The 19,650-nt window shown below is 67.8% G+C and carries 15 protein-coding genes; 1 reads left to right on the forward strand and 14 read right to left on the reverse strand.

Translation table 11 applies throughout. The features are described 5' to 3' along the window. Positions 1-9 precede the first annotated feature (9 nt). From HT579_09955 to HT579_09995, 9 genes are all read right to left on the reverse strand, one after another. Positions 10-1,110, reverse strand: coding sequence for a transglutaminase domain-containing protein (locus HT579_09955; GenBank protein QKS29202.1), 1,101 nt, complete (start codon positions 1,108-1,110; stop codon positions 10-12). Between the two features lie 210 nt (positions 1,111-1,320). Beyond that, on the reverse strand, positions 1,321-1,824 hold the full coding sequence (locus HT579_09960) for a TlpA family protein disulfide reductase (GenBank protein ID QKS31595.1): 504 nt from the start codon (positions 1,822-1,824) through the stop codon (positions 1,321-1,323). Positions 1,825-2,428: 604 nt separating this feature from the next. Further along, a complete protein-coding gene (locus HT579_09965) occupies positions 2,429-3,145 on the reverse strand; it encodes a DUF1194 domain-containing protein (protein QKS29203.1) in 717 nt (238 codons plus the stop codon). 352 nt (positions 3,146-3,497) lie between these two features. After that, positions 3,498-9,617 (reverse strand): PQQ-binding-like beta-propeller repeat protein, encoded by a 6,120-nt coding sequence (locus HT579_09970; protein ID QKS29204.1) that lies wholly within the window; start codon positions 9,615-9,617, stop codon positions 3,498-3,500. A gap of 29 nt (positions 9,618-9,646) precedes the next feature. Beyond that, positions 9,647-10,297, reverse strand: a complete 651-nt coding sequence (locus HT579_09975; protein ID QKS29205.1) for a hypothetical protein — start codon at positions 10,295-10,297, stop codon at positions 9,647-9,649. Continuing rightward, positions 10,291-11,367, reverse strand: coding sequence for a PilW family protein (locus tag HT579_09980; GenBank protein QKS29206.1), 1,077 nt, complete (start codon positions 11,365-11,367; stop codon positions 10,291-10,293). The genes HT579_09975 and HT579_09980 overlap by 7 nt, the downstream gene beginning before the upstream one ends. Positions 11,368-11,373: 6 nt before the next feature. Further along, positions 11,374-11,844 carry a type IV pilus modification protein PilV gene (pilV, locus tag HT579_09985; protein QKS29207.1) on the reverse strand — a complete coding sequence of 157 codons (471 nt, stop codon included), beginning with the start codon at positions 11,842-11,844 and terminating at the stop codon, positions 11,374-11,376. Next, positions 11,844-12,425, reverse strand: coding sequence for a type II transport protein GspH (locus HT579_09990; protein ID QKS29208.1), 582 nt, complete (start codon positions 12,423-12,425; stop codon positions 11,844-11,846). The genes pilV and HT579_09990 overlap by 1 nt, the downstream gene beginning before the upstream one ends. Continuing rightward, a complete protein-coding gene (locus HT579_09995; GenBank protein QKS29209.1) occupies positions 12,422-12,880 on the reverse strand; it encodes a prepilin-type N-terminal cleavage/methylation domain-containing protein in 459 nt (152 codons plus the stop codon). The genes HT579_09990 and HT579_09995 overlap by 4 nt, the downstream gene beginning before the upstream one ends. Before the next feature lie 200 nt (positions 12,881-13,080). Here HT579_09995 and HT579_10000 point away from each other — a divergent pair, with 200 nt between their 5' ends. After that, the gene (locus HT579_10000; protein QKS29210.1) at positions 13,081-13,905 is read left to right on the forward strand and encodes a TonB family protein; all 825 of its coding nucleotides are present in this window, start codon (positions 13,081-13,083) and stop codon (positions 13,903-13,905) included. Between the two features lie 18 nt (positions 13,906-13,923). On the opposite strand, the gene ispH is transcribed toward HT579_10000, so the two are convergent. Genes ispH through HT579_10025 form a run of 5 tightly spaced genes read right to left on the reverse strand, consistent with a single transcriptional unit; the run spans position 13,924 to position 19,611 of the window. Continuing rightward, positions 13,924-14,847: a 4-hydroxy-3-methylbut-2-enyl diphosphate reductase gene (ispH, locus tag HT579_10005; GenBank protein QKS29211.1), complete on the reverse strand. Its 924-nt coding sequence runs from the start codon at positions 14,845-14,847 to the stop codon at positions 13,924-13,926. Between the two features lie 10 nt (positions 14,848-14,857). Next, a complete protein-coding gene (locus HT579_10010; protein QKS29212.1) occupies positions 14,858-15,316 on the reverse strand; it encodes an FKBP-type peptidyl-prolyl cis-trans isomerase in 459 nt (152 codons plus the stop codon). Between the two features lie 53 nt (positions 15,317-15,369). After that, positions 15,370-15,864 (reverse strand): lipoprotein signal peptidase, encoded by a 495-nt coding sequence (locus tag HT579_10015; GenBank protein QKS29213.1) that lies wholly within the window; start codon positions 15,862-15,864, stop codon positions 15,370-15,372. Continuing rightward, a complete protein-coding gene (gene ileS, locus HT579_10020; GenBank protein ID QKS29214.1) occupies positions 15,851-18,679 on the reverse strand; it encodes an isoleucine--tRNA ligase in 2,829 nt (942 codons plus the stop codon). Before ileS ends, HT579_10015 begins: the two co-directional genes overlap by 14 nt. Positions 18,680-18,687: 8 nt before the next feature. Next, positions 18,688-19,611, reverse strand: a complete 924-nt coding sequence (locus HT579_10025) for a bifunctional riboflavin kinase/FAD synthetase (GenBank protein ID QKS31596.1) — start codon at positions 19,609-19,611, stop codon at positions 18,688-18,690. Positions 19,612-19,650: the final 39 nt, after the last annotated feature.

Below are 19,650 nucleotides of genomic sequence, written 5' to 3' on the forward strand. Positions count from 1 at the left end.
GCTGCCACCTCAGGCGCTCACCTCACGCGAGCTGATGCGGTAACGGAAGCTTTCCGGGTCGAGGCTGTCGAAGCGGCCGCCGGCGTTTTCCCCCTGCGGATACATCAGGAAGGGAATCTTCGGCCCGCTCGAGCCAGGCAGGCTGATGTCGTGCGCGGCGTTGTAGGCCAGCCAGTTCATCTCCCAACTGCCGAAGAGCCGGTTGCGGACGACGACGACCACCTCGTCCTGCAGCTTCAGCCCCGGCTTCTCCTCGAGCACCACCTTGCGCACGTCGGCGGGATCGACCGGGACCCAGCCGAATCCGGCGAGCCATACTTCCGCCCGGCAATGCTGCGCCTTGCTGATCTCGCCGGATTTGCCGAGGCTCCTGTAGCCGAAGCGCGAATCGGCGATGCGGATGCCGTAGACGTCGCGCGCCGGCAGCCCGGCGGCACGCGCGAGACCGACGTAGAGCGCGTTGAGGTCGGCGCACTTGCCGGAGAGGTCGCCGCTTTCGAGCATCGCGCGAATGTCGCCGACGCCGCAGCCGCGTGTCTTCGGGTTGCGCGCCGTATGGTCGACGACCCACTCGTAGATGGCGCGTGCCTTGTCGAGGTCGCTGCGCGCGCCACGCGTGATCTCGCTCGCCGTGCGGCGGACGATGCCGTCGGTCGGCAACAGTTCGGTTGGCCCGGTGTAGAGCTTGAAGCTCGCCCTGTCGAGCGCCTTCACCGAGCCGGGCTGGCCGAAGTCGATCGCCCGGTCGCGGGTGGCGATGCGGCTGGTGACTTCGACGACGGGAGCGGCGGCTTCGGCGCTCCAGGTGGCGACCAGCATCTGCGCACCATAAACCGGGTCGCGCGCGATCTGCATGTTCGCCGCGTTGCCCTGCCAGAGGTTGCCCATCGGTCTGATCCAGGCGGCTTCATCGAGCGAGGGCAACGGCAGCCAGACGCGCGTCTCGCTGCCGCCACGGAGGACTTCGGCGCGCATGCTGACTTCGAAGACTCGCCAGCCGTTGGCCGGGTTGGGGTCGAAGGACTGTGGCTCGGCGCGCGCCGGCCGCCAGGCGGCAGAGCCGGCGATGCTGAAGAGGGCGGTGGTCTTGAGGAAATCACGACGATCCATGGTGGGGCTCCTGAGTGGGTGAACGGTACGGTCGCAGCGGCGACGCAGGGGGAATCTGGCGGTCTCTGACGAGCCGGCCGCCGTCGGGCGAAGTTGCGGGTTGGCGCGGCTTGGCCGATGCGCCGGTGCCGATTGATCTGCCGCTGCCGTGCGGTGCCCACGGACTTCGTCCACGCGCCGGTGGCCGGTCGTCTTGCCAGCGAGCGCGCTTCATCGTGCCGGCCGCTCCAATCTGGCGGGCAGCTCGAGAACGGCCCGCAAGCGCTTGCTGACGGTCGCCGAATGCCAGTCGATGGCGCCCTCGGCGCGCAGGCGGGTGCGGTGGTGGCGGTCGAGGACGAGGGTGGTCGGCAGCAGGCGGACGCCCAATGCGCGGCTGAGTTGCTGCTCGCGATCGTCGATCACCGGCAGTTCGATGGCGTGCGCCGTCAGGAACGAGTCGAGCCGTGCCCGCTGATCGGCGACGGCGACGGTCAACACCGCCAGCCGCTGCTCGCGCCAGCGGGTGCCGAGCTGCTGCAGCGCCGGCATCTCGTCGCGGCAGGGTTCGCACCACGAGGCCCAGAAGTTGATGATCACCGGGCGGCCGGCAAGCGGTGCCAGCAGCGAGTCGAGCGGCGTCCCGGCGGTGCCGGACAGCCGGCGTGCCGACACGTCGCGCAGTTCGGCGGCGGCTGCGGCCGGTGACAGCGCACAGGCGAGCAGCAGGAGCATGCGGCAGACGCGCCCGGCCAGTCGCCGCGCGGGCGACAGCACGGCGCGGCGCATCAGGGGCGCTGCAGCGGCGATCGACTTCTCCCGATTTCATCATCCGTCGCGAGGCGGAAGCCCCCGCGACTTACGGTGCTGCTGGTGGCCGACTGTTCGTCGGCGCGAATGTTGGCGGTAACGCAGACCGCCAAGGGCGGATTATCGCATGCGCGGCAGCGCGGGCGAGCGCTGCCGTATGCCGGCGCGTGCCGGTTTGGCGTCGCTTGTGCCGGTGCATGCCGGGCAAGGTGAGCGTCGCCTCGTCAGGAGTGGCGGCGGGGCTCGGTCTGCCGCTTCAGCCCACGGCGGGTCGAGCACCGGCTGGGCATGGTCGACTGGCGATGGCTTGGCTGCGAGCAGAGGACGCCTGGCTGGCGGCCCGGCGGCCCGAACGGCGCGGCCAGGGTCGTGCTTGTTCCGGTCTCGAGCGGCAACGGCTGTTCCGGGGTGAGGATGTGACGGTCGTGCGGCTCCGGTATACCAAAGCCCGGGGTTGCGCCGCTTGCCGTGCCGTACCAAGAAAAAGGCCGGCAGCCCAAGGGTGCCGGCCTTTCGGGTGGAACGACGATCAGGAGCGCTGCTTGCGGCGCAGGCCAGCGACACCAGCCAAGGCGAGGCCGGCGAGGGCCAGCGAACCCGGCTCCGGGGTCGGGTTGATCTCGCGGCCGATCTTCGTTTCGACGGATGCTCCGAATTCTGCGAAAGTGTTGGCAGGCAGGGTGAAGGAGTTGAGACCACCCTGGATGTTGTTCTGATAGAAGGAGAGCAGTCCGGCTTCGCCAAGGATCGGCAGACCGTTGATTGCGTTGATGGCGTCTTGCGTTCCAGGAATCCCAGCGAGCGCGTCGTCACGAGCGACCGCCGTATTAGCGCCGTCGTTCTGGGCACCATCGCCCGAAACGTCGATGACCAAACGACCGCCCTCGAAATTGTTATTGGTGAACAGCGGGGCTGCAAAGTTGATCGCGCTGCCCGGGGCAGTCAAGCCACTGAAGGGGCGGCCAACGAGGCCGGAGATTGCGGCGGCGAAGGCGTTGGATTCGGCGGCGTTCGTCAGGTGGGTCCAGCCAACCCGCTGTGACTGCTCGCTGCCGCCCGACCATTCGATGTAGGTGACGGCGATGCCGCCGGCGGCACCGGCGATCAGGTTGTGGATGGCCGCGCTCTGGAACGCATTGACATAGCCGCCCTTCTGCAGAGCGTACTCCTGGTCATTAACGCTGCCTGACGTATCGACAAGAAGTGCGAGCTCGAGTTTGACGGGGGCGGCGCTGGCGGCCGGCATGTAGGCTGCGCTTACTGCAACGGCCGCGACGGCCAGTGCCTTGCTGAGTTTTTTCATGTTGTCCTCTCTTCAGTTGGTCAGTTCGGGGAAGAACGATTCGTCCCGCAACCAACATAAAGCAGTAACCGTGCCAGACTTTCTCTCGGATCACCAACGGGTTGATTTAAGGTGCTGTTCGGTTGTCGGCCGGGGTCCTGCGGAGTCGCTGTGGATGGCCAGTGTAAAAATTCTCGACACCTGCCGGGGGTTTGGCCTTCGGCGCGGCGCTGTGGTTCTTCGGCTGGGCGGTGCGGCGAACCAAAAAAAGAAAGCCGCTGGCGCGGCTTTCTTGGTCCTGCGGGAGCCTGTCCTCCTACTCGGTGACCAGTTCGCGCCACGAGACGCGGCGGGTATCGAGTGGCGACGGGGCTGTCGGTACCGGCGAGCTGATGGTGCCGGGTGCGTCGGTGCGGATCAGCTCCTTGATCGTGCCGTCAGTCAGGCGAATGACGCTCGGTGCACTGCTCAGGTAATCGCCGAGTCGTATGCCGGAGAGACCGTTGGTACCGTCGACCGGGCAGCCGCAGTCGAAGTCGAAGAAGTAGGCGAAACTGACGCCGACCGGAACACAGGCGCCGAGCGTCGGCGTGTTTGTGTTCAGCGCCAGCGTTCCGAGTTGCAGTCGCAGTTCGGTGTTGACACGCTCGCCGGCGACCGGGAAATCCGCGTACCAGCCGTCGTCGACGTCGAAGTCCACGGGGTTGCTGGTGCCCGTGACGATTGCCTGGCCGACGGTGCAGAACGGGTTGCCCGCCTGGCAGGTAGCCGAGGTCAGCGTCTGCTCGACGAAGTCGCCGGGCGTCGGCGTCGTCTGCGGCGGGCTGAGCGGGCGCGGGCTGCCGTAGTCGACGTCGAGCAGGCGGTCCTTGATGCCGTAGATCGTCTGCGTCTGGCTGGTTGCCAGGTCGTCGGTGCCGAGCAGTTGCCCGGTGCCGACGTACACGACGGCGTGCGGGCCGACCTTGCCGAGCTCGGGCCGGGTCGTGATCGGCTGTGCGACACCCGACGGATCCTTCAGCGTGGCGAGGCGCTGTGCGTCGTATACCGGCGTCGCGGGCGGGACGGCGGGCAGCGGGATGTCGCCATTGACGTCGAAACGCCAGAGGTTGCCGAGCTGGTCGCCACCGTAGACGCGCTGCGCGGTGTTGTTGGCGTCGGGGAAGTTGGCCCAGGCCGAGATCCGCGACAGGCCGCTGGGGGTGGTGGTGTCGCCGGCACCGGTCGAGATGGTTCGCAGCAGGGTGCCGTCGCTCGCCCTGATGATGAACAGGTGGCCGCCGCCGTCACCCGGCGAGATGTTGTTGTATCCCGAGGTGACGATGACCACCCAGGTGCCGTCCTTGAGCTTGGTGATCACCGGGTTGCCGTAGCTGTAGCCAAGGTCGTTGTGGGTGAATTCCCACAAGCCCTTCGGTGCTGCCGGGTCGGTGATGTCGAGCGCGTAGTAGCCGCGGCCGCCATTGTTCAGGCCGCCGACGAGAATCGTCTTCCAGACGGTCGGCAGCGATCCGGATGCCGGCGTGGCGCAGTCACTGACGCAGACGTCGCCGACCACCGGCGTGCCATCGACGGTGAACTGGTGCATGTTCTGCGCACCGTAGTTCTTGTCTGCGAGCTTGAACAGGCGCGAGAGGACCACGCCCGGTACGTAGGCCCAGGCCTCCTCGCCGGTGCTGGCGTCGAAGGCGTGCAGCATGCCGTCGTTGGCGCCGACATAGACCATCGCGGTGCGCGTCTGGTTGGCGATCTTGAAGCCGGCGTAGTTGTAGTCGACGTAGTTCCACGGCGATCCCTTGACGTACACCGCTTCCGAACCGACGATGTCGCCGAGGATGTGCGCCCGTTGCCGGTAGTACTTGCCGAGGTCGGCGAGCGGCCCCTCGTTGCTCTTGTCGCCGCGGATGAAGTTGAGCAGGTTCTCGCCTTCGGCATTGGTTTTTGACGTGGCCGTCAGGCAGGTCGTGCCGATGCTGCAGAACTGGGTCAGGGTATCGATCTGCGGCGAGAGGAAGTTGTTCTTCTGGCTGGTGCTGAGGTTCGCCCAGAGGAAGAGCTTGAGGTTGTCGACCCCGCTGCCGGAACTGCTGCCGCCGGATTCGAAGAGGTAGATCGTGCGTGCGGTGTGGGTTCCCGACGAGACCTTGGCGTCGAGCCGTGCCTGCGCCGACCAGGCGGCGGTGGCCGAGATGGCGCCGGTCGTGCCGTCGATCGTGCGCTTGACGATGTCGCCCGACCACTCGCCGACGCGGAACGAGACCTCGAAAAGCTCGTTGCTGCCGGCCGCCAGATTCGGGCTGGTGACCGTCACCGCGGCCAAGGCACCGTCGCGGACGGTGACCGTCTGCAGCGCGCCGCTGATGCCGGCGGCGAGCGACGACGGGTCGGTGGCGCTGAAGTAGGTGCCGCGGCCATTGACCGCCGCATGCCAGAGGTCGTCGATGTTGCTCTGCGTGTTGCTCTCCGGCTTCGGCCAGTTGCACTCGCCGATGGTCTGCCATGGGCAGACGCCGGCGCTCGGGTCGGCGACGAGGCCGAGCTTGACGGTGTTGAAGTCGCCGCTGGCCGCAGTCAGATAGTCCGCCTGGTACTGCATCAGGCCGGAGGCGCCGAGGCCGAGGGTGTAGGTGCTCATGTACTGCCGCGGGTACTTGGTATCGTTGGTACAGACGTTGTTCTGCGTCGTCACCCCGCCCGCGACGACCGGTCCGCCGGTGCAGCGATCGGGGGTCTGTGACGGGTCGCGCAGGTCGGTCTTCCAGTAGTACTCGGCGACGTCGGCGAGGGTATCCGGAGTGGCGCCGAGCGAGACGATCGGGCAGGTCGTCTCGAGATAGTTGTTCGCGGCAGTCGCGGGCTCGGGGGTACAGGAGGCGACGTCGACCGGGCCCTGGGTGTCGGTGCTGCAGCTCGTGACGACGCCGGTGCCGGAGGTTCCCGGCGTGCAACTGGCGACGAACTGCGAGGTCGGCGGTGGCACGACGTACTGGCAGTTGGTCGTCAGACCGCCGACGGTGCCGGGGCTGCAGGAGGCGACGTTGGTCCAGCTGCCGATGACCGGCAGCGAGCGGCAGTCCTGCGTCGCGCTGACGGTGCAGGTGCTCGCATTCGCCCATGGGTTGGGCCAGCTCGTCTGGCACTCGCGGGTGCCGGTGGCCGGCGTGCAGGATGCGACCGGCGACCAGGCGGTCCAGGTGGTCTGGCACTGGCGGGCCACGTCGACCGTGAAATTGGTCGGGCCCGTCGACTGCGCCACCGGGGCACACGAGGCGGTGTCGGTGTAGCCGCTCCATGGTGTGTATTGACACTGCGTGAGGAGAGACGAGGTGGAGGCGACGGTGCACGAAGGCGCGTCAACCCAGGCATTCGGCCAGGTCGCTTGGCAGTCGCGGGCGAGCGCCACCGTGTAGTTCGTGGGGCCGGGCGACTTGTTCACGATCGTGCACGAGGCGACGTTGCTCCAGCCTGACCACGAGCCGTAGCCGCATTGCTGGGTCGATGAAACGGTGCACGAGGCGACCGGGTTCCACCCGGTCCAGGTCGTCCGACATTGGGTCGTCGCGTTGGTGGTGCAACTGGGGGTGTTGGTATAGCCCGTCCAGACCGTCTGGCACTCCTGCACCGTGCTGTAGGTCGGGCCCGTCGATGGGGGCACTGCGCTGCAGCTCGCAACGTTCGACCAGCCGGGGTTACCGCCTTGCCACGTGCCGGTGTACTGGCACTGTGTGCGGGTGGCGCCGGTGGTGACCTCGGTGCAGGTTGCGCTCGACGAAAGCGTCGTCCACGAACTGTAGGCGACCTGACATTCGACCGGGCTCGTGACGCTGTAAGGCGACGAGGCGGAGGCGGGGTTGGCGGTACAACTGCTGACGTTGCTCCAGTTGTTCCAGGCGTACTGGCATTCGACGGTCGCCGAGCTGGTGCAGGTTCCGCTGGCGTTCGCCCACGGAGTCCACTGGTTGGTCAGGCACTCGCGGGCGAGGCCGACGGTGTAGTTCGGTCCCGAAGACTGCGGCTGCGCGGTACACGAGCTGACGTTGCTGTAGGCCGTCCAGCTGTCGTAACGGCAATCGACGGTCGGTGAGCGGGTGCAGGAGGATGCGTTCACCCACGGGTTCGGCCAAGTCGTCTGACAGTCGACCGCCGTTCCGACCGTATAGTTGGTCGGCCCGGGGGACTTGGCGACCGCCGTGCAGCTCGAGGTGTTGACCCAGGCCGGGGAGGTGTATTGACACTGCGAGTCGGTGGTGTAGAGCGTCGCTTCGCTGTCGAGACCGGGGTTGACGAGCACTGCTCCGCCGGCGGCGACCGAGCAGCTCGAAACGTCCGTCCACGCGGTCTGCGCCAGTACCCGGCACTCGGTGCGATTGGTGCCGGTAGCGCCCTTCGTGAGTTGCGAACAGGAGGTCGTGTCGGTCCAGGCACTCCAGGTCGTGCCGGCGTTGGTCGAGGTACGCTGCTGCACCTGCGTCAGCCGCTGCTGCAACTGGTAGGTCTTGCTCTGCACCTGCGCCGTCATGCTCTGCAGTTGCGCTGTCCGTTCCTGCGTCTGCGTCTGCGTGCGTGTCTGCAGGGTGCCGCTTCTCTGCTGCAGCGGGCCGCTGCGGCTCTGCAGCAACATCCGTCGCCGTTGCAGTTGCGTCAGCGTGCTGGTCTGCGCCTGCGTGTAGGTGCGGCCAAGAAGTTCCGAGGTCCTGGTCTGCCACTGGCCGTCCAGGCGCTGCAGCCTGGAGGTGCTTTCCTGCGGCTGCGTGAAGGTCCGCTCCTCGACGAGCGCATCCAGGCTCTGCAACTGGCTGGAGGTGACCTGCGCCTGGGTGGCCTGCGTCGGCGTCTGCGTCTCGGTGATCTGGGTCGTGATCTTCTGCTGCTTCCAGGGGCCGCCGTCGAGTTGTGGTCGTACCTCGAGCCCCGGGCCGTCCTGGTCGCCGACGGCGGTCGTGCCGTCCCACTGGAAACCGGCACCCTGGTTCCAGTAGCCGTCGGTGGACAGCAGCGTGACGTTCGGCTGGCAGTAGAACTGCACCGGATCGACGACGCTGACGCCGTTCAGGGTGCCGCCGTTGAGGCGCCCGGCGTAGAGGCGGCCGGCATTCGACAGCGCCACGCGCAGCGGTGTGTTCTGGTTCGGGACGGCGGCGAAGATCTTGTCGTACCAGGCTTTCTTCTGCGTCGCACTGAAGCTGTCGATGTTCTGGAAGTCCTGCGTCGTATTGTTGTTGATGCTCATGTAGCCGATACGGTAGGAACTGCCGATCGGCTGGAACGAGAGGCTGGTGGCGGTCTTCATCGACTGCATGCGGGTTCGGTAGTAGGCCCACCAGTTGGCGTAGTTGGTCATTTCCTCGGCGTTGGTGCACGGGTCGGCGGCGCAGTCGCTGCGCGTCGCCGCCTTGGCCGGCAGCGTGACGCTGGGGGTGATGACCGTCAGCAGGTTCTCGCCGGGAGCGAGATTGTTCGCCGGCCGACCGAAGGCAGTTGCCGTCAGCGTCATCGTTCCAGTCTGGGTGAGCACCGGGGTCGCGGTGGTTAGGCCCGGCGCGCTGATCGTCACGGTGTCGCCGACGGCGACGGCGCGGTAGCCGACGACCTGGCACGGAGACACGAGGGTGAAGCTGCAGGCGTTGATGGCGCTCTCGATGTAGCCGGCGAGCACCGCCGGGCTGCTGGTCGTCGGCGTTGCCGCCGAGAGGATCTGCTGGCCACCGACGGTGATGCTGCTGACCGAGGTCGTGCTGCTGCCGCTGATGGTGAGGACGCTGGCTCGCGGCGCCGGCATGCGCGGGTAGTTGAACGGGATGTTGGTCGGTGTCGCCGGTGGCCCCGGGTTGGGGTCGATCTGCGTCGCCTGGCAGGCGCCGCTGCCGGGCGTCGCGGCGACGGCATCGGCGGCCGTCCGGCACCAGCGCAACCGCGCCGCGACCGGGTAGGTGGCGCTTGGGGCAGTCGCGGCGACGCAGGTCTTCATGCTCTGGTTGGTGCAGTACTCGCCGGCAACCGTCGTGTAGTAGTAGGCGTTGCCGATCAGGTTGCTGCGGCCGGCGCTCTGGACGCCGTAGCCGTCGTCCTTGACCGAGGTCCAGGCGGTGGTGGCGGCGGAGTTCTGGCTGGGGTAGGTCGTCGTGTCGGGCGCGCCGCTGGCGTCGAAGTACTTCGGCGCCAGATAGGTGACTGCCGGGTTGTAGGCGAGGCCGTTGAAGCCGGCGTTCTTCGACTGGTGGAGGCCGGCCGCGAGGCCGGCCCAGTCGGGCAGGTAGTCCCAGTCCATGCTGCCCGAGTCGTCGAGGACGAAGAGGATGTTTGGCGCGATCTCGACCGACGAGGCGCCGGAGATCGGCGAGTTGGCCAGTTGCGTTGGCGCTGCCAGGACGTTGCCGCCCAGCATCAGCAGGCTCAGCAGGACGATCGAGCGGATGGTGCGAATGTTGGTGGTCATGGCAAGCTCCTCGTGAAACCCGCTGCGGACTACAGGGCAACAATGGTCTGGATGTAGGCGACCGTGCGGCGCGGTCCCTCGATGCGCGTCGTGACGCGGTAGTAGACGCGGTTGTTGCCGATCGGTGCGATGCCGCCGGCGGTCTGGCTGCCGCCGGTGTTGGTGCTGGCCGGTTCGCGCGCGCAGTTGGCGAGATGCGGCGCACCGGTCGTTGCGCACAGGCGGTGGATGACGTACTGGACGGTGTTGCCGGCGGCGTCGGTGCCGCCAGCGGCCATCGGCGCCACGCCGCCGGCTTTCAGGGCCGCCCAGTAGGCATCCCAGGACTGGCCGGTGGCCGGCGACTGGGCGATGCCTGCGGCGATGTAGAACGGCCCCTGAGGGGAGGCGGTGTTATTAATGATGTTGGTGTGCAGGGTCGTGTTGCCCAGGGTGTTGTTGGGTTGCAGCCAGTTGTTGAGCGCCAGCTCGGTGCTGCGCTCGCCGGCCTGGACCGCCGACTGGTGGAAGGACATGTTGCCGGCGACGAGGTTGGCGGTATCGACCGACCGCACGAGGGCGACGCCGGCGAGCGTCAGCGCGACGAGGACGATCAGCGCGACGAGCAGGACGACGCCCTGCTGCCGGTTGTTGCTGGCCGTCGCCAAGCCATGGCGCGGCCGATCGACGGGCCTCAACATGTGGCCATCCAGGGCAGGTTGCGAATCGGGATCACGGTCTCGAAAGTCCGGTAACGGTAGTTCTGCCAGTTGGCGCGCGCGCTGAGGTTGATCGCGGCGGCGCCGCTGCCTGCCCACGCCGGTGCCTGCTGGGTGACCTGATCGCGATCGACCTGGCTGTTGCGGGCGACGACGACGATGCGGACGGCCGACGTTCTCGCCCAACTGCAGGCCAGGGTGTCCTGATTTGGTGGGCTGGGCTGCTGTGGTGTCGCCTGGTCCCAGGTGTCGACCCCACTGGTGGCGGTCGAGGCGTGTCCATACTGCGCGCGCAGTGCGGCGATGTTGTTGACGATCGGCACCCAGTTGGCGCTGCAGGTGCCGTCGGTGGCGGTACAGGCGGCGCCGCAATTGGCCGCCATGTAGTTGCAGACCGTGAGATTGCCGGCGCGGATGGCGTAGGCGAGGATGCGCGGGTTCGGGCCGAGGTTGAACAGCGTCCCGCCATCGACGGCACCGCTGCTCGGCACGGTGATGACGGGCGGCGTCACCGCCGTCACCGTCGCCAGGGTCAGAGCACACCCGACAGTCGGCGCCGAAGGGCCGGCGATCACCCGGTCGCCGGTGGCGAAGGAACCGGCACTCTGCAGGCCGAGCTGCAGCCCCAGGACGGCAGTGACGACATCGCCTTCGGGCGAGCCGTTGCCGCTGCCAAAGGCGATCAGCAGCGTGTCGCTGTTGGCGTCGCCAGCGGGGACGTCAGTCGTCGGCGGGTTGATCACCACCGGCGCGAGCTGCGCCAGCGTGCGGCTCGCCGGTGCCGGAAGGGTGAGTGGGCAGCCGAGCGCATTCAGCGCGTTGAAGCCGAAGCCGGCCTGGCGGATGTCGCGTTGCAGCGTGTACAGGGCCATCGCGCCGCTGCCCTGGGCGTCGCCGGTTCCGGTGGTCGAACGTCGCTGTCCTTCGGCGGCCGAGAAGACCTGCAGCATGATGATCATGCCGATCATGCCGATGACCATCGCGACCATCACCTCGACGAGGGTGAAACCGCGGGCAGTGGCGTGGTGCAGCGGGGGCGCGAACGTCTTCATGCGGGATCAGGGGTTGCGCGAAACTTGTGAGACGACGATATGCTGGTGTCCAGCAGCGTTCAGCGGCATCTCTGGCGTGCGCCAGCGGAGGGTGATGACCACTTGGCCGTCGTCCGCGGCTCCGGGGTTGATGGTGACCGCCACCGTCGGCAGGGTCGAGACGACGCCGGTTGACGCGGCGACGACGCCGGGGAGCCCGTCCCTGCCGGAGACGTCGGCGAGCCAGGCATTGTAGGCCGTGCCGCCGGTCTGGAAAGGGGCTAGGCTGCCGCTACTGGTCCACATCTGGCCGATCAACCGGTTGGCGAGCAGCGTCGCGTCGGTCCGGTACTTGGCGTCGCTGGTGAGCTGGACGGTCGTCGCCTGCAGCGCGACCAGCGAGAGGATGCCGAGCGAGAAGACGAGGATGGCGATCAGCGCCTCGAGGAGCATGACGCCGGCTTGGCTGGTGGCAACCGGGCTGTTCGTCGTCTTCATCAGCAGGCCTGCGCGTCGCCCGCCGGCAAAGCCGGATCACACATTCGGATCTGGCCGCCGACCGAAACCACCAGGCGCAGACAACGTACCGAACCGCCGCTGGCGACGCAGGTGCCGCCGGTGGTGCTCGAGACGTCGATCGCGACGTTGCCCGCTGGCACCGGCGTCAGCCGGCCGAGGCCATTGAAGACGAAGGCCGACTGGCCGGCGGCAACCAGCGTCTGTACCGAGCCTTCGGCCCGGTTGCGGACCTGGATGATGCGCGGCGCCGCCGTGTCGGAGGGCGCCGACGCGCACTGGCCGGCCGGGTTGTCCATGCTGACGACCCAGTGCGGACCGGCGGTGTCGAGGGCGCAGCTGTCGTCGATGGTGTTGACGAGCTGGAAGCGGACCGTCGCGTTGCGCCGGACGGCCTCGGCCCGGGCGAGCTGCAGACCGTTCTGGATCGCCTCGGCGGAGGTGCGGATGCGGGCGTTGCGCAGCCAGTCGCTGAAGCGGGGAACGGCCATCGCCATCAGCACGCCGAGGATGACGATGCCGACGAGCAGTTCGATCAGGCTGAAGCCGCGCTGGGCGTTCAACAGCCGCCTCCCTTGCTGGTCACCCAGCAGTTGACCGGCGCGGTTCCCCAACCTGTGATGACGGCGGTGGTCTGCCGCTGGTTGGCCTGGTTGACGGTGTACGTGAAGCCGGTCATCGAACTCTTGCCGGTGGCGGTGAGCACATAGGTGGTGGCGGTCGGGCCCGGGCAACTGAAGTCGAAATACGGACTGGTCGTCGTGTCGGCGTTGTTCGGGTCGCAGGCGGGCGACATGATCGCCGGATTGCCGCCGGACGCCGCCTGATAGTAGAGATGGTTGTCCTGGAAGAACTGCTCGAGGCGGACGCGGCGCTCGGCGAGCTGCGAGGTGGCATGCGTGATGCGCGAGCGGATCAGGTAGTCGTTGTAGTTGGGAATGGCGATGGCGGCAAGGATGCTGATGATCGCGACGACGATCATGACCTCGATCAGGGTGAAGCCATCTGGTCTTTTCACGGCATTGAACTCCCTTGCGGATCGCGCGGGCGACGCGGCAGCGCAGCCGGCAGCACGTATGTCGAGATGATAGCTCGCGCCGGCGACGGGACAAGCTGCGACCGACGTGCGGCACGTCCTGGCGGACGAGTGGCGGTGGTGGCGACGCGACGGGCGGTAGAATCCAGCTTCCGCCGGCTCCGGCATCCTCCTTCCTGCCTGTGCCTCTGTCGACCCCAGCCATTCCCGGCAGTGTGCTGCAGCAGGAGCAACGCAGCCGCCTGCGCTGGGCGCTGATCGCTTCGCTGCTGCTGCATCTGCTGCTCGCGTGCCTGCTCGAAGCCTTGCCGGCCGCGGCCGGCAGGCGCGGAGCGGAGCCAGCGACGGGGGTGCTGGCGACTCTGCGCGTGGCACCGGCGCCGGCTGCCGCACCGACAGCCGAGGCGGCAGCGGCGTCACCCACGCTGCCGGAGGTGCCGGCCATCGCGGTCGAGCAGCCGGCGGCGGACGCGGCGGGTGACGCGGCGGCTTCTTCATCGGTCGAACGCCAAGTTCCGGCGCTGGCTCCGGCAGTGCTCGCCGCCCTCGGCGAGCGCCGGCTGGCGGCGGAGCTTCCGCCCTATCTGGCGTCGGTGCTGGCGTTGCCGCCGGCGGCCGATACCTGGTATTTCCCGCGCCGGGAGCTGACGCTGCCGCCCGTGCTGCAGGACGAGCCCCTGCTGCGGCCGCCGGCCGACAGCAGCCCCGGGCGCGGCGGGCGCGTCCTGCTGCGGGTGCTGGTCGCCGCCGACGGTGCAGTCGATCGCGTCGAAGTGCTCGCCAGCAGCGTGCCGGCCGGCTACAGCGACGCGGCGGTGGCCGCTTTCGCCGGCCTGCGTTTTCGTCCGGGCGAGATCGAGGGCGTTGCGGTGAGCAGTGAGGCGCGCTTCACCGTCGACTTCGACGAGGCTGCTGCCGGCAGCAGCCATGTCAGTGACCGGGTCGGCATCGACGCGCCGCGCCCGCGCGGCAGCCCGGCGCCGCCGCCTGCCGCCGCCCGGCGCTGAGCGGTTGCCGGTGGCCCTTCAGGGCTGCAACTCGCGCGGCAGGGCGAAGGTGACGTTCTCCTCGTTGCCGGCAAGCTGGCTGACGAGGTCGCGGTCGCCGGCAGCGAGGCGGTCAACGACGCGGTCGACGAGGACTTCCGGTGCCGAGGCGCCGGCGGTGACGCCGACGCTGCTGGCGCCGGCGAGCCAGTCGGGGTCGATCTGCTCGGCCTGATCGACGAGATAGGCGCGGGCGCCGACGAGTTCGGCGACCTCGCGCAGCCGGTTCGAGTTCGAACTCGACGGGCTGCCGACGACAAGCACCACCTCACTCTGGCGCGCCAATTGCTTGACGGCGTCCTGGCGGTTCTGCGTCGCGTAGCAGATGTCGTCCTTCTTCGGGCCGACGATTTCCGGGAAGCGCTCCCTGAGCGCCGCCACGACCTGCGCCGCGTCGTCGACCGAGAGTGTCGTCTGCGTGACGTAGGCGAGGCGGGCAGGAGTCTCGACGACGAGTGCGTGCACATCGCTGACGGTTTCGACGAGGTACATGCCGTCGGCACTCTGGCCCATCGTTCCCTCGACCTCGGGGTGCCCCTTGTGGCCGATCATGACGATCTCGCGTCCCTCGCGACGCATCCTGGCGACCTCGATATGGACCTTCGTGACCAGCGGGCAGGTGGCGTCGAAAACCCTCAGACCACGCCCGGCGGCCTCGTCGATGACCGCCTTCGAGACGCCGTGGGCGCTGAAGATGACGATGCTGCCGGCGGGCACGTCGGCGAGGTGGTCGACGAAGACGGCGCCCTTGGCGCGCAGGTTGTCGCAGACGAAGCGGTTGTGGACGACTTCGTGGCGGACGTAGATCGGCGCGCCGAACTTCTCGATCGCCCGTTCGACGATGGCGATGGCGCGGTCGACGCCGGCGCAGAAACCGCGGGGGTTGGCGAGCAGGATGCGCATGCGTTGAATCTCAGAGAATGGCGACGAGCTCGATCTCGAAGCGGATCGGCTTGCCGGCGAGCGGATGGTTGAAGTCGAACAGCGCGCTGTCGTCGTCGATTTCGCAAAGGAGGCCGGCAAAACTCGCGCCGCCATCGGCCGAAGTGAATTCGATCAGCGAATTGGGCCGCAGTTCGATGTCCGGCGGCAGGGCACTGCGCGCGATCCGTTCGAGCAGGCGTGGATTGTGCTCGCCAAAGGCGTCGCTCGCAGCCAGTTCGAAGACGTGGCGTTCGCCGGCGGCGAGACCGAGGAGGCAGTTCTCGAGGGTCTCGGCAAGTTGACCGCTACCCATCTGCAGCGTCGCGGGCGACAGCCCGAAGGTGCTGACGTATTCGTTGCCATCGAGGTCGGCGAGGCTGTAGTGCAGCGTCAGGTAGCTGTCGCGACCGACGCTGCGGGCTGCTGGGGGTATGGCGGTTGGCTGCATGCGCTTCCCTGTGCTTATTGGCGACGGAACTGCTGTGGCACGGCGGTTGGCTGCTATGGCTGGCGGCAGTCGCGCCTGGCGCTGCCGCCGGCGAACTGGTCCCAGATCATCAGTGCTGCACCGAGACAGATTGCCGCGTCGGCGAGGTTGAAAGCCGGCCAGTAGAAGCCGGCCGCGTGCCACTGGATGAAGTCGACGACGGCGCCGAAGCGCAGGCGGTCGATGACGTTGCCGACGGCGCCGCCGAGGATCATGGTCAGCGCCAACGATAGCCGGAACTCGCCACTGTGGCGCGGCAGGATGCTGACGATCCAGGCCGCGATGCCGATCGCCAGCGCGGTGAAGAACCAGCGCTGCCAGCCGCCGGCATCGGAGAGGAAGCTGAACGCGGCGCCCGGGTTGAATACCAGCACCCAGTTGAAGAAGGGGGCGACGTACACGCTTTCGCCGGGCCGCAGCCAGCCGAGCACCAGCCACTTGCTGAGCTGGTCGAGGACGACGACGATCCCCGCCAGCCACAACCAGCGGTCGACATTAGGCGAAGGCACGTTCTTCGCCCGCACCGAAGAGGTTGTCGAGACAGCGACCACAGAGTCCCGGGTGCTCGGGATGGCTGCCGACGTCGGCGCGAACGTGCCAGCAGCGTTCGCACTTGGCGTGCGGCAGCGGCGCACAGCGCAGCTCTTCCCGGCTGTCGCGGACGAGCGTCGTCTGCGAGCAGAGGAGGACGAAGCGCAGGTCGTCGCCGAGGGCGGCGAGGGTGTCGTACTTCTCGCCGTCGCAGTGGATGCATACCTCGGCCTGCAGCGAGGAGCCAATGCGGCCGGCAATGCGCAATTCCTCGAGCGCGCGCATGACCTCGGCGCGGTAGCCCCGCAGGCGGCGCCATTTATCGACCAGTGCTGCTTCGTCCGCCGGTGCCGGCAGCGGCTGCCAGGTATGCAGCATCACGGAGTCCTGGCGGTCAGCGCTCTGCAGTTGCCAGATTTCCTCGGCAGTGAAACAGAGAACCGGCGCCATCAGCTTGAGCAGACACTGCAGGATGTGCCACAGGGCGCCCTGCGCCGAACGGCGGGCATGCGAAGCCGCAGCCGTGGTATACAGGCGGTCCTTGAGGATGTCGAGGTAGAAGCCGCCGAGATCCTCGGAGCAGAAGGTCTGCAGCGCCTGCACGACGCGATGGAACTCGAAGCGGTCGTAGTCGGCTTCGCACTGTGCCTGCAGTTGCCGCGTCATCGCCAGTGCATAGCGGTCGATCTCCAGCCATCGTTCGATCGCCGGCATGTCGTGCGTGGGGTCGAAGTCGGCGGTGTTGGCGAGCAGGAAGCGCAGGGTGTTGCGGATGCGGCGGTAGCTTTCGACGACGCGCTTGAGGATTTCGTCGGAGATCGACAACTCGCCCGAATAGTCGGTCGCTGCCACCCACAGCCGCAGGATCTCGGCGCCGAGGGTATCGGCGATCTTCTGCGGCGCGATGACGTTGCCTTTCGACTTCGACATCTTGAGGCCCTTGCCATCGACGACGAAGCCGTGCGTCAGCAGCGCCCTGTACGGTGCGCGGCCATCGGTCGCGCAGCCGATCAGCAGCGAGCTCTGGAACCAGCCGCGGTGCTGGTCGGAGCCTTCAAGATAGAGATCGGCCGGATAGGCCAGGTCGTCACGGTGCGAGCCGCGCAGGACGCTGGCGTGGGTCGATCCGGAGTCGAACCAGACGTCGAGCGTGTCGCTCATCTTGTGGTAGTCGGCGGCTTCGCTGCCGAGAAGCTCGGCCGGGTCGAGGGCGAACCAGGCTTCGATGCCGGCCTGCTCTACCCGTTGCGCGACCGCTTCGATCAGTTCGGCGGTGCGCGGATGCAGCTCGCCGCTCTCGCGATGCAGGAAGAAGGGCAGCGGCACGCCCCAGTTGCGCTGCCGCGAGACGCACCAGTCGGGGCGCGTGCGCATCATCGCCTCGAGGCGCGCGCGTCCCCAGCTCGGGAAGAACTGCGTTTCGTCGACCGCCCGTTCGGCCCGCCAGCGCAGCGTCGCTTCCTCGTCTCCGGTGTGCGTCGGCGACGACGGCGGGGGGGGCGGACGGTGCTCCATGCCGATGAACCACTGCGTCGTCGCACGAAAGATGATCGGTGTCTTGTGGCGCCAGCAGTGCGGATAGCTGTGGCGGATGGTCTCCGAGTGCAGCAGGCGGCCACCAGCGGCGAGTTCCTGCAGGACCAGCGGGTTGGCTTCCCAGACCGATCGACCGGCGAGTTCGCCGCCAGCGAGGGCCGGCGTACCGGCAACGAAACGGCCGTCGTCAGCGACCGGATTGTTCATCGGCAGGCCGTAGACCTTGCCGATCAGGTAGTCGTCGGTGCCGTGTGCCGGCGCCGTGTGGACCAGTCCGGTGCCGGCCTCGAGGGTGACGTGGCGGCCGCAGATCAGCGCCACGTCGCGCGCCTGGAAGGGGTGCCTGAGCAACAGCTGTTCGAGTGCGCTGCCGGTCGCCGAGCCGATCACCGTGCCGTCCAGGCCGTAGCGTTGCAGACAGGCCGGCGCGAGTTCGCGCACCAGGAGCAGGGCTCCCTTGGCGGTCTCGATCAGGTCGTAGACGAAATCCGGGTGGGCGCAGACCGCCTCGTTGGCGGGCAGCGTCCACGGTGTGGTGGTCCAGATGACGGCGAAGGCCGGACCGCGCAGGTGCGTCAGGCCGCAGGCGCGCGCCAGCTTGGCGGCGTGGTTGGGATGCACTTCGAAGGCGACATCGATCGCCGCCGAGCTCTTGTCTTCATACTCCACCTCGGCTTCGGCGAGGGCGGAACCGCAGTCGAGGCACCAGTTCACAGGCTTCAGACCCTGATAGAGGTAACCCCTGTCGAGGATGCGACCGAGGGTGCGGATCTCGTCGGCCTCGGTCTTGAAGTCCATCGTCAGGTAGGGCTGTTGCCAGGCGCCGAGGACGCCGAGGCGGATGAAGTCCTTCTTCTGCCGCTCGATCTGCTCGCTTGCGAAGGCGCGGCACAGGGCACGCACACGGTCGGCGGGGAGGTGCTTGCCGTGCAGCTTTTCGATCTGGTGTTCGATCGGCAAGCCATGACAGTCCCAGCCCGGGACGTAGGGCGCATCGAAGCCGGCGAGTGTTCGCGCACGCACGATGATGTCCTTGAGAATCTTGTTCACCGCGTGGCCGATGTGGATGTCGCCATTTGCGTAGGGCGGTCCGTCGTGCAGGACGAAGCGCGGGCGCCCCTGCGACACCTCGCGGATGCGCTCGTAGAGACCGGACTTCTGCCAGTCGGCAACCCACTGCGGCTCGCGTCGGGCTAGGTCGCCGCGCATCGGAAACGGGGTGTCTGTGAGGTTGAGGGTCTTCCTGTAGTCGGCCATGATGGTTCTCACAACTGGAAATAGGCCTTGACGGCGGCAACGTCGCTGCCGATCTGTGTGCACAGCGCGTCGAAGTCGGGGAATTTCATTTCGTCGCGCAGCTTGTGCAGGAAGCGGACGCTGAGGTGCGCGCCATAGATGTCAGCGCTGAAATCGAGCAGGTGGACTTCGAGCAGTGGTCGCGCCACCTGGTTGGCGCTCGGACGGTAGCCCAGGTTGGCGGCGCCCCGGTGCGGTCCGCCGGGCAGCCCGTGGACCTCGACGGCGAAGACGCCGCGCAGCGGCGGCCGCTCGTGCTTGATGCGGATGTTGGCGGTGTGGAAACCGAGCTGGCGCCCGACCCCGTCGCCACGGACGACGCGGCCGTCGATCGTGTACGGGCGGCCGAGCAGGCGTGCCGCGTGTTCGATCCGCCCCGCCTGCAGCGCGTCGCGGACGGCCGAACTGGAGACGCGTTCGCCATCGAGCGTGATGCTCTCCATGGCCTCGACGCGGAAGCCGAGCCGGGTGCCGGCGGCGCAGAGGAGGGCGAAGTCGCCGCTGCGCCCGGCGCCGAAGCGGAAATCGTCACCGACGAGCAGCAGTCGCACACGCAGTGCGCCGAGCAGGATCCGCTCGATGAAGGCGGTTGCGCTCTGGGCGGCGAAGGCGGCGTTGAAGTGGCAGACGTGCACCAGGTCGACGCCGTCGTCGGCGAGCAGTTCGAGCTTCTCGCGCAGTGTCGACAAGCGCGGCGGAGCGTCCTGCGGGGCGAAGAACTCGCGCGGATGCGGCTCGAAGGTGAGGACCGCGGCCGGCAGGCCAGCGCTGGCGGCAGCCGCCGTCAGACGGGCGAGGAGGGCGCGATGGCCGAGATGCACGCCATCGAAGTTGCCTATGGTGAGGACGGTGGCGCTGGGCGCTGTCTGTGAAAAACCGCGATAGACGAGCATCGGGCGCGAGTGGGGGCGGACAAAACGTGCGATTATACC

The organism is Candidatus Accumulibacter similis (assembly GCA_013347225.1).
Taxonomy (GTDB): Bacteria; Pseudomonadota; Gammaproteobacteria; order Burkholderiales; family Rhodocyclaceae; genus Accumulibacter; species Accumulibacter similis.